Annotated in this window: 8 protein-coding genes and 1 CRISPR repeat array (1 of these 9 only partly in view); of the genes, 2 read left to right on the top strand and 6 right to left on the bottom strand. The window is 64.8% G+C overall.

Translation table 11 applies throughout. The features are described 5' to 3' along the window. Positions 1-44: direct repeats of the CRISPR family, unit length 28 nt; unit sequence TTTCTGAGCTGCCTACACGGCAGTGAAC (it extends 1,125 nt beyond the left edge of the window). A gap of 271 nt (positions 45-315) precedes the next feature. The 4 genes from AC1RMG_RS07335 to ptsP all read right to left on the bottom strand — a co-directional run bounded on the left by AC1RMG_RS07335 (position 316) and on the right by ptsP (position 6,724). Further along, entirely contained in the window at positions 316-696 is a 381-nt protein-coding gene (locus tag AC1RMG_RS07335; RefSeq protein WP_493168845.1) for a hypothetical protein, read from the bottom strand. Between the two features lie 471 nt (positions 697-1,167). Beyond that, complete coding sequence (locus AC1RMG_RS07330; protein ID WP_493168843.1) at positions 1,168-2,910, bottom strand: PTS fructose-like transporter subunit IIB; 1,743 nt, start codon at positions 2,908-2,910, stop codon at positions 1,168-1,170. An 11-nt stretch (positions 2,911-2,921) separates the two neighbouring features. Continuing rightward, on the bottom strand, positions 2,922-3,863 hold the full coding sequence (gene pfkB / locus AC1RMG_RS07325; RefSeq protein ID WP_011059216.1) for a 1-phosphofructokinase: 942 nt from the start codon (positions 3,861-3,863) through the stop codon (positions 2,922-2,924). Beyond that, entirely contained in the window at positions 3,863-6,724 is a 2,862-nt protein-coding gene (gene ptsP, locus AC1RMG_RS07320; RefSeq protein WP_493168841.1) for a phosphoenolpyruvate--protein phosphotransferase, read from the bottom strand. Before ptsP ends, pfkB begins: the two co-directional genes overlap by 1 nt. 301 nt (positions 6,725-7,025) lie before the next feature. Between ptsP and cra the strand changes: the two genes are divergently transcribed. Together cra and AC1RMG_RS07310 are read left to right on the top strand one after the other, a co-directional pair. Then, the gene (gene cra, locus AC1RMG_RS07315; protein ID WP_011059214.1) at positions 7,026-8,021 is read left to right on the top strand and encodes a catabolite repressor/activator; all 996 of its coding nucleotides are present in this window, start codon (positions 7,026-7,028) and stop codon (positions 8,019-8,021) included. 3 nt (positions 8,022-8,024) lie between these two features. After that, positions 8,025-8,816, top strand: a complete 792-nt coding sequence (locus tag AC1RMG_RS07310; protein ID WP_493168839.1) for a TatD family hydrolase — start codon at positions 8,025-8,027, stop codon at positions 8,814-8,816. Here the strand turns inward: AC1RMG_RS07310 and AC1RMG_RS07305 are convergent. Together AC1RMG_RS07305 and AC1RMG_RS07300 are read right to left on the bottom strand one after the other, a co-directional pair. Further along, a complete protein-coding gene (locus AC1RMG_RS07305; RefSeq protein WP_019095647.1) occupies positions 8,802-9,173 on the bottom strand; it encodes a hypothetical protein in 372 nt (123 codons plus the stop codon). The genes AC1RMG_RS07310 and AC1RMG_RS07305 overlap by 15 nt on opposite strands. Positions 9,174-9,369: 196 nt before the next feature. Then, positions 9,370-10,074, bottom strand: coding sequence for a methyl-accepting chemotaxis protein (locus tag AC1RMG_RS07300; RefSeq protein ID WP_404940408.1), 705 nt, complete (start codon positions 10,072-10,074; stop codon positions 9,370-9,372). Positions 10,075-10,929: the final 855 nt, after the last annotated feature.

The following is a 10,929-nucleotide window of genomic DNA, read 5'->3' as shown; positions in this document are numbered from 1 at the left end:
CCTACCAGCTTGCAAATTTCTGAGCTGCCTACACGGCAGTGAACTAGACAACCTCCTTCGTAACCCCATGATTTAAAAGAACAACCAGGTAAACATCCCGCCAGACCCTCTTTTTAGAAGCATCTGTAAGTGATTGATTTTACATAGGACTTATCCCTCTACAAAAAATAGGGTCCACCCCAAGCATCAGATCAGCAGGGCTCAGACTATAGCCTTTGAACCTATTTGTTTGAGGTTCAAGTGGGAAAAGTGACGGTGACGCAGTGGTCAAGGTGAAGCGAGGGAGCGGCTCCCTCGCCACAGAAATCAAGCCGTTCAGCTGGGAGAGCGGCGATTGCCATCAAGCAAGGCATCGACCACGCCACGGGCCATTTCCACCGAATGCACCAGGGACCAGATCAGGCCACGCTCGACGCCGCTGGCCTGCTCGGTGATCTCGTCGGACACCTCTTCGGCGGCTTTGAGCAGCATGGAAACGTGGAGCAAGGCTTCCTCGGCGCTGATGCCGGGGCGGACGATGAAGGGCGAGTCGGTGCCCGCAGGACCCGCGGCGGTGGGGTGAAGAGCCGCGATCAACGAGCCGTTTGGGCGGGTGTTGGCCAGTGCATGGCGAACGACTTCGTTGGCCAGATCATGGTCGGGATTACGACGGGAAGAAGGATGGCAAACAGGTGGATCGGGGACGATCTTTTTCATGGTGCAGCTCCTTGGGGTGGAGCCACCACCTAACGCTGCTAAACGTAAGGTGGCAGCTGTACGCGGGTTAGCAGACCGGTCCAAGGAATCCGGCGCACCCAAGGGCGCCCCACGCACAGCCGCCATAACAGAACTCGGCAGGCCAAAAGCCAACCGGGACAGGGGCAATACTTGCGTGTCTTGGAATCAGGCTGCTAAACCCGATCACTGAATATTCAGTGACGAACCGAGCCTAGTGAGCCGAGTACCCAGCCGCAAGCGCTAAGGAGTGTCTCGGAAACCCCTTACAAAAGAAAGAGACTTGGCCGACGGTAGCCGCTGGAGAAAGCCGTAATAAGCCCAGAGCGCAGCCTGCAATAGCAGGTGCGCCGAGGTTGAGCGGCGAGGAAAAAGGGCGAGCCCGGCTTGAGGACGTATTCGCCAGCCAGAACGGTGCAAGGCTTGAGGACCTCTTCGCCGGCAAGCCGGCTCCTACGAAGAGGTGGGTTGCACGGCGAGCTCCACCGCCTCAGGCCGCTTCACCAACGCGTACACCACCGCCGTCAGCAGGCTGCCCGCGACAATCGCCAGCAGGTACAGCAGGGCGTGGTTGATGGCATTCGGGATCAGCATGACGAACAGGCCGCCGTGGGGCGCCATCAGTTTGCAGCCGAAGTACATCGACAAAGCCCCGGTCAGGGCGCCGCCGGCGATGCTCGCCGGGATCACTCGCAACGGGTCCTTGGCGGCAAACGGAATCGCGCCTTCGGAGATAAAGCACAGGCCCAATACCAGCGCCGCCTTGCCGGCCTCACGTTCGGTCTGGGCAAATTTGCGTCGGGCAATGAAGGTGGCAATGCCCAGGCCAATGGGCGGTACCATGCCCGCGGCCATGGTCGCGGCCATCGGTGCATAGCTCTGGGACGCCAGCAGCCCTACCGAGAACGCATAGGCCGCCTTGTTGATCGGCCCGCCCAGGTCGACGCACATCATGCCGCCCAGCAGTACCCCCAGCAGAATCGCGTTGGTGGTACCCATGCTGTCGAGGAAGTGGGTCAGGGCTTCGAGCATGCCCGCCACGGGTTTGCCCACCACGTAGATCATCACCAGCCCGGTGAACAGGCTGGCCAGCAGCGGGATGATCAGGATAGGTTTCAGCGCCTCCAGGCTTTGCGGCAAGCGCGCATATTTATTGATCGCCTTGGCCGCATAACCGGCGAGGAAGCCGGCGACGATGCCGCCGATAAAGCCCGCGCCCAGGGTGCTGGCGAGCATGCCACCGATCATTCCCGGCGCCAGGCCTGGGCGGTCGGCGATGGAGTAGGCGATGTAACCCGCCAGCAGCGGCACCATCAGCTTGAAGGCGGTCTCGCCGCCGATCTGCATCAAGGCCGCGGCCAGGGTGCCCTCCTCCTTGAAGGCGGTGATGCCGAAGACGAAGGACAGGGCAATCATCAAACCGCCCGCCACCACCATCGGCAGCATGAACGACACCCCGGTCAGCAGGTGTTTGTAGACCCCGGTCTTTTCCTGTTTGGCCGGTGTCTGGGCGCCTGCTGCGGAGGACTCCAGCCGGCCCTCGGCCAGGGCCTTGTTCAGGGTCGCCTCGGACTGTTTCAGGGCCACGCCGGTGCCGCAGCGATAAATGCGCTTGCCGGCAAAACGCTCGGTGGGCACTTCGATGTCCGCCGCCAGCAGCACCACGTCGGCCTCGGCAATGGCTTGGGCGCTCAGCGGATTGCGCGCGCCCACCGAGCCCTGGGTTTCCACTTGCAGGTCGTAGCCCAGGCGCTTGGCGGTTTGCTGCAGGGCCTCGGCGGCCATGAAGGTGTGAGCCACCCCAGTCGGGCAGGCAGTGATCGCTACCAGCCGCGGGGCGCGCTTGCCTGTTTCGACCACCGGCTCGGCACTGGCCTCGGTGGCGACATGGACCTGGGCCTCTTCAGCGCCGCGACGCAGCACTGCATCGACATCCTGCAGGGCCTGGGACGGGCTGCTGCGGTACACCCGCTTGCCGACAAAACGCGACATATCCACAGGCCCGGTGCTGACCACCAGCACCCACTCGGCGGCCTCAATGGTGGCCGCCGAGAGTTGGCGTTCCGGGTGCGCTTCATCGTGCACTTCGACGCTGGTGCTCCAGCCCTGGCGCTGCGCCGCGGCGTCCAGCAGGCGGGCGCAGAGCACGCTGGTGACCATGCCGTTGGGGCAGGCGGTAACTATGGCTAACTTCATGGGCAACCCTCTTATTGTTCTAGGAGGGGATGCACGCGCACCCCCTGCTCCAGCCGGGCCAGTTGCACCCTGTCGCTGATGCCGAAACCGATCTGGGTCACGGCCATGGCGGCAATCGCCGTGGCGGTGCGCAGGGTCTGTTCAAACGGCTGGGCGCTGAGCAGGCCGTGGAGCATCCCCGCCAGCAGCGAGTCGCCGGCGCCTACGGTGCTGACCACGCGGACCTTGGGCGGCAAGGCCTGCAAGGACGGTGCAGCACTGAACCAGTTGACCCCCTCGGCGCCGTGGGAAATCACCACATGCTCGACGCCCTGGGCGTGCAACTGGCGCGCAGCCTCGGCCTGCCCGGCCACTGAAACCACCGGGCTGCCCAGGGCGTCCGCCAGCTCTTCGGTGTTGGGCTTGACCAGCCAGGGGCCTGCCGCCAGGCCGGCGCGCAAGGCAGCGCCGCTGGTGTCGAGGGCGACTTTAAGACCGAGGTTTTTCAAACGCAGCAGCAGGGCCTGGAACCATTCGGGGCTGACCCCACGCGGCAGGCTGCCGGCCACCACCACCGCGTCATGCCCGGGAGCGATCTGTTCCAGGCGTTCAAGCAGGGCCTGTTGCGCAGCTTCGCTAACCTCGGGCCCAGGGCCGTTGATGTCGGTAATGCGCCCGTCGCTTTCGGCCAGCTTGATGTTGCTGCGGGTGTCCCCGGGCACACGGATAAAGGCGTCGACAAACCCGCGCTGGGCAAACAACGCGTCAAACGCCTGTGGATTGTTTTCCCCGAGAAAGCCGCTGACGGTCAGTTGATGGCCGAGGTCGGCCAGCACCTGGGCCACATTCACGCCCTTGCCGGCGGCGTGGGTGTACATGGCGTCGCTGCGGTTGACCTGCCCTGTGTCCAGGCGCGCCAGCTGCACCGTCAGGTCCAGCGCCGGGTTGAGGGTCAGGGTAAGAATCTTCGCCATTACATGGCCTCCACTAGGGCGCGCACTTCGTTGGCGCTGCCGACGGCCAGGGCCTGTTGAGCAAGGGTTTGTGCCTGGGTCAGGCGCAGTTCGCGGATCCGCGCCTTGACCTCGGCGATGCTGCGTCCGGAAACACTGAGTTCATCCACCCCCAGGCCCACCAGCACCGGCACCGCCAGCGGGTCGGCCGCCAGCTCGCCGCAGACCCCGACCCACTTGCCGTGGGCATGGGCGGCACGCACGGTGATGTCGATCAGTTGCAGCACCGCCGGGTGCAGGCCATCGGCCTGGGCGGAAAGGGTCGGGTGGCCACGATCGATGGCCAGGGTGTATTGGGTCAGGTCGTTGGTGCCGATGCTGAAGAAGTCCACTTCCTTGGCCAGCACCGGCGCCAGCAGGGCGGCGGACGGCACTTCGATCATGATCCCCAGTTGCAGGTCGGCGACAGGGATTTCCCGGCGCAGGCGCTCGGTCATGTCCCGGGCCTGGCGCCACTCTTCGACGCTGCCGACCATGGGGAACATGATCCGCAGCGGGCGGTTGTCCGCCGAGCGCAGCAAGGCGCGCAATTGCGCTTCCATGATCAGTGGCCGCTGCAGGGTCAGGCGGATGCCGCGCACGCCGAGGAAGGGGTTTTCTTCCTTGGCGATGGGCCAGTAAGGCAGCGGTTTGTCACCGCCCACATCCAGGGTGCGCACCACCAGCGGACGCCCGGCGAGGCCGTCGAGTACACGGCGGTATTCGGCTTCCTGGGTGGCTTCGTCCGGGGCCTGGGGATGGGCCATGAAGATCAGTTCGGTGCGCAGCAGGCCGATGCCTTCGGCGCCGTTTTCCACGGCGGCCGCGACACCGGCGCTTTCACCGATATTGGCGAACACCTCGACCGCGTGACCATCGGTGGTATGGGCCGCCTGATGGCGCTGTTCGGCGGCCGCCTTGAGCCGTTGCTCGCGGTTGTCGCGCTCCTCGGCGGCCCGCTGCAGGGTGTGGCTATCGGCGTCGACATGCAGGCGCCCGCGTTGGCCGTCCAGCAACAAGGGCGTACCGGACTTGATCAGCAGCACGCTGGCCCCCGCGCCCACCAGGGCCGGAATCCCCAGGGCCCGGGCGACGATGGCGCTGTGGGCGGTGGCGCCGCCGCGGGCGGTGAGAATACCGGCGACCCGGGTCGGATCGAGGCGCGCGACGTCCGAAGGGCCGACTTCATCCATCACCAGGATGTAGGGCTGGTCCGGCTCGGCCGGGGTTTCAATGCCGCACAGTTGCGCCAGCACCCGGCGGCCGATGTCCCGCAGGTCGGCGGCGCGCTCGGCGAGCAGGGCGTCCTGCAGGGCTTCCTGCTGTTTGGCGGCGCTTTCGATCACGGTCATCCACGCCGCTTCGGCGCTTTCGCCCTGCTTGAGGCGGGTGTCCACTTCATCGCTCAGTTCGGGGTCGTCGAGCATTTCCTGATGGGTGATGAAGATTTCGCGGATGGCCTTGGCCTGGCTGCGCTGGATCAGCCCCTGGATGTCCTCGCGGACCTCGGCCAGGGCCTGCTGCAAGCGCTGGCGCTCGATGGCGGTGGACTCGCCCCGCAGTGGGTAATCGATACTTTGCTGGACCTGGATATGGGCCGGGCCGATGGCGATGCCGGGCGCAGCGGCGATGGCCTGGATCAGGCTGCCGGAGGCCGGGGCGCTGAGTGGCTCGACGACCTCTTGTGGCTCTTGCCGAGGCGTGCTGACAGCCGGCAATGGCTCGACCTCTTCGCCCAGGCCCTCTTCGATGGCTGCCAGTAACGCGGGCAAGGCATCGGCGGCAATGCTGGGTTCAGCGATCAGTTCCAGTACCTGGCCACGCCGGGCCCCGAGGCTCAGCAGCTTGCTCAGGCTTTTGACCGAGACCGCAGAATCCTTGCCATCGACGATGCGGATGCGGATCTCGCCTTCAAAGTTTTTTGCCAGTTGCGCCAGCACCTTGGCCGGGCGCGCATGCAGGCCGTGGGCGTTGGCCAGGGCGATGCGGGCGCTGGGCCAGTCCGCAGGCAACTCGCCGCCAAGCACTTCCAGGACTGCGCGGCTGCTGGTGGCGCGGCCCAATTCCTGGCCACGGCCTTCGATCAGCAGCGCACACAGGCGCTCCAGCAGGGCCTGGTGGGCTTCCCCCAGGCTGGCCAGGCAGAACAGGCCGCTGAGGGGCTGGCCCAGGTAGCGGATGGGCTTGTCCGGGGTGACGAACGCCAGCCCCGGGCGCAGCACGGTCTGCTCGCTGTGCAGCCACCACAGGCCGTCACCCAGGGGCAGCGCCTCCACCTGTTGCAGCACCGCGGCAAAGCCGTTGCTCACACACTCGGCCTGGCGCAGCAGGCGAGCGCCGCGCCAGACCAGCTCTTCGAAATCTTCCGCCGCCACACCGAGGCCAATCATCTGTGCGTCCAGCGCCAGTTCCTGGGGTGCGCCCTGCAACAACTTGAGCAGGGCCTGGGGAGAGCTGGCGCGGCGCAGGGCCTGGCCCAAGTCGGTTTCACCCAGGGCGCGGGTCAGGAGTTGCAGGAGTCGCAAGTGCTCGTCGGATTTAGCCGCGATGCCGATGGCCAGGTAGACGATCTGCCCGTCTCCCCAATCCACGCCGTCGGGAAACTGCAGCAGGCGCACGCCGGTGGCAAAGACCTGGTCGCGGGTTTCCGGGGTGCCATGGGGAATGGCGATGCCTTGGCCAAGAAAGGTCGAGCCCTGGGCTTCGCGGGCCTGGAGGCCAGCCAGGTAACCCTCGGCCACCAGGCCGTCCGCCACCAGTTTGTCGGCCAGCAAGTGCAGCGCCGCGGACTTATCCACAGCCGACTGGCCCATGGATATCTGCTCTACAGTGAGCTCGAGCATGGCTTCTCCTATTTAGCGCGGCAGGGGGCGGCGCTAGGTATTGTTTTAAGTAAGCAGCGTAGGCGTCTTTACTGCCACAAACGGGACTCGGTGCCTGGCAGGGGCGTTTTCCGTTCGGGCTTCGGCCTAGAAAATACGCGTGCTGAAACGTTTAATCTAGCAAGTTTGGTACGTTACTCCATAATCTCGAGCGCTTGAAGTCCTTCTGGTCGATTGCCGGTTCCGACGTTGGTCGCCTGCCCAGATCAGGTAGGATTGGCGAAAATATCGGGGCAAGCACCAAAAACAAGGAAATCCCGGGTTGAAACTCAGTGATATCGCTCGCCTGGCCGGTGTGTCTGTGACCACCGCCAGTTACGTCATCAACGGCAAGGCCGAACAACAACGCATCAGCAACGCCACCGTGGAACGGGTGCGGGCGGTGGTGGAAGAACACGGCTTTACGCCCAACCCCCAGGCGGCCGGCTTGCGCAGCCGGCACACCCGTACCTTGGGTTTCATTCTCCCGGACCTGGAGAACCCCAGCTACGCACGCATCGCCAAGCTGCTGGAGCAAGGCGCCCGGGCCCGAGGGTATCAGCTGCTGATCGCCAGTTCCGACGACGCTCCGGACAGCGAGCGACAATTGCTCCAGCTGTTCCGCGCCCGGCGTTGCGACGCGCTATTCGTCGCCAGCTGCCTGCCGCCGGAAGACGACAGCTACCAGCAGTTGCAGGCCCAGGGCCTGCCGATCATCGCCATCGACCGGGTGATGCCGCCCGAGCTGTTCTGCTCGGTGATCAGCGATGACCTGCAAGCCAGCCTGCACCTGACCCAGAGCCTGCTTGAGCCTGAGCCCAAGCAGATCGTGCTGATCGGCGCGCGCCCGGAACTGAGCATCAGCCAGGAGCGTGCCGCCGGTTTCCGCCAGGCCCTCGAGGGTTTCGGCGGCGAGGTGCTGATCGAGCACGGCGAAGCCTTCAGTCGTGATTGCGGCCGCCAGCTGATGGAAGAACTGCTGCAGCGCCTGGGCCATCTGCCAGACGCCCTGGTGACCACCTCCTATGTCCTGCTGCAAGGGGTATTCGATGCCTTGCACGACTTCCCGCTGAAATCCCGGCCACTGCGCCTGGGCACCTTTGGCGATACCCAGTTGCTGGATTTCCTGCCGCTGCCGGTCAATGCCATGGCCCAGCAGCATCAACTGATCGCCGAAAAAGCCCTGCAACTGGCCCTGGCTGCCATTGAAGAGGCGCATTACCAGCCCGGCGTGCAGGCCATCGCGCGGACCTTCAAACAGCGCATCCAACAGGGCTGAACCGTGGAGCTGATCGACAGCCACACCCACCTGGATTTCGCGGATTTCGATGCCGATCGCGGGGCGCTGCTGGCAGACAGCCGCGCCCTGGGCGTCTCGCGAATGGTGGTGCTGGGGGTCTATCAGGCCAATTGGCAGCGGCTCTGGGATCTGGTGCAAAGCGACTCGCAGCTGTACGCGGCCTTTGGCCTGCACCCGGTGTACCTGGACGATCACCGCCCGGAACATCTCCAGCAACTGGGTGACTGGCTGACCCGGCTGGCAGGGCACCCGCAAGTGTGCGCGGTGGGCGAGATCGGCCTGGACTACTTTCTTGCGCACCTGGATCGCGAGCGCCAACAGGCACTCTTCGAAGCGCAATTGCAGCTGGCGGCAGATTTCCAGTTGCCCGCCCTGCTTCATGTCCGGCGCAGCCACGCGGCGGTGATCGCCAGCCTAAAGCGCTTCAAGCTCAAGCGTGGCGGCATTATCCACGCCTTCGCCGGCAGCCGCGAGGAAGCCCGGGAATACCTCAAGCTGGGGTTCAAGCTGGGTCTGGGGGGCGCCGCGACCTGGCCGCAGGCCCAGCGCCTGCGCAAGGTGATCACCGAGCTGCCGCTGCACGCCCTGGTGCTGGAAACCGACTCGCCGGACATGGCGCCTGCCATGTTTCCCGGCCAGCGCAACAGCCCGCAGCACCTGCCGGCCATCTGCGCCGCCCTGGCGCAGATCATCGGCATCACGCCCGAGCAACTGGCCAGCGCCAGCACCCGCAACGCCTGCGAGCTGTTCGGCTGGCCTTCAGCCGGCCTGTAGCTGCAACGGTCGGCGCTGACGCCGGCGAGCAGCCATCATCACCAACAGGTAACTCACCAGCATCAATGCCGAAACGCTCAGTTGCTGAGCCAGGCTTACCAGCCCGACCCACTCCAGCACCAGTGTCACCAATATCACCGTGGCACACAGCACGATCATGGTCGCGCGCAGGGTGGCCAGCGAGCCCAGGGACCTGAGGCGCTTGATCTGTTCGGGGCAACTGAGCTTCAGCGGTTTGTGGCAATGGTTGCAGTTGAAGGCTTCCTGCAACGCCATGGCATTGAGTTGCCAGGGTTCGAGTTCAAGGAGGGTCTGGCAATGGGCGCAACGGCCCTGGATTCCAGAAGTGGCAGTCATCAACGTATTTCCTCAGGGCCATGCAAGGCACATGGCCAACTGGTCGAACAGCCTGCGGCATCACCGGGGCTGAAAAATCAGACGCGCAGGAAAACAGGAAACACGCGACAAACAAAGCATTCATTTACTACCGATTGTATGCAAAGCAGCGAAGCCCCTGGTTTCCGGGGCCTCGCCGAGAGCCGGTGCACGTTGCTCAGACGCGGAAAGCTCCGATCAATTGCTTCAGTTGCACCACCTGGGCCGACAACTGCCGGCTGGCATCCTCGGTCTGGTGCGCGCCCTCGGCAGTGCGCTCACCGGCACGATTGATCTCGACGATGTTCTGGTCGATGTCGTGGGCCACCGCGGTCTGCTGCTCCACGGCCGCGGCGATTTGCTGGTTCTGATCGACGATCATGCCTACCGCCCCAAGGATATTTTCCAACGCCTGCTGGACCTTTTCCGACTGGTCCACCGTACCGTTGGCCATGGCGTGGCTGCTGCCCATGGCCTTGACCGCCGCGCTGACGCCACCGTGGAGCTTGCCGATCATGTCCTCGATCTCCTCGGTGGACTGCTGGGTGCGTTTGGCCAGGGTCCGCACTTCATCGGCCACCACCGCAAAGCCCCGCCCCTGCTCACCGGCGCGCGCCGCCTCGATGGCCGCGTTGAGGGCCAGCAGGTTGGTCTGCTCGGCGATGCTCTTGATCACCTCCAGGACCCGGCTGATGGACTGGCTGTCGCTGGCCAGCTGGTTGATCACCAGCACCGACTGGTCGATCTCGCTGGCCAGCCGGGCGATGCTGCCCTGCTGGGATTCCACCAGCCCGCGGCCGCTGATGGTTTCGTCATTCACGCTGTGGGCGCTGCTGACCGCCGCCGCGGCGCTGCGAGCCACTTCCTGGGAGGTGGCGGACATCTGGTTCATCGCCGTGGCCACTTGCTCGATCTGGGTGCGCTGGCCAGCCACGGCCTGATTGCTCTGGGCCGATACACTCTGCACTTGCCCGGCCTGGCGTTCCACCTCACTGACGGTGTGGCCAACCCGCTCGATCAGGTCGTGGATTTTCAGCACGGTGCCGTTGAACACACTGCCCAGTTCCCCCAGTTCGTCGCGGCTGTGGGCGGTGAAGCTGACGGTCATGTCCCCCGCCGCTACCTTGTCCATCATCGCCCCCAGGCGCCGCAGAGTGGTGCGGGTGGAAGCGTAGAAACCGCCGTACAGGTAGACGATGGAGAGAAACACCAGGGCCAGGGCCGCCACCAGCAGCACCATGTGGCGACGATTCTGCTCCAGGCGCTTTTGCAACTCGACATCCAGGAATTTCAAGGTGCCTTCATTGAGCAGGTAAGTCTGCGCCATCAGCCCGCTGACCTGGTCGTAGAAGGCCTGCCAGGGCGCATCCAGGGTATCGGCCATCACCACCTGCTCCTCGAACAGCTCGCTGGCCTGCTTGAGGCTGCCCTTGCTGGTCGTGGCCAGCGTGTCGAGAGCATCGTGGGCAGCGCGGCTGGCCCCCAGGGCATCCTGCAACTTGAGCCCGTATTCGGCCTGGAGCTTTTCGATTTGCACCAGCAATTCGTCGAAACGCGTGCTGGACGAGGAATTGAGGAACCCCTGGCCCAGGGAGTAGGCGCCCATGGCCCGGCCTTCACCGAGGAGCTGGGTAACCTGCGGGGTGACGCTGGTGATCAGCTCGCTGAGCTGGCGAATGTCACCCTGGCCATCGCGGCTCAGGCCCGACTGGCTGGCGATGATCTGGCTGAACAACTG

Source organism: Pseudomonas sp. GW822-FHT04H02 (genome assembly GCF_058800645.1).
This window is presented reverse-complemented; position numbering and strand designations above follow the sequence as displayed.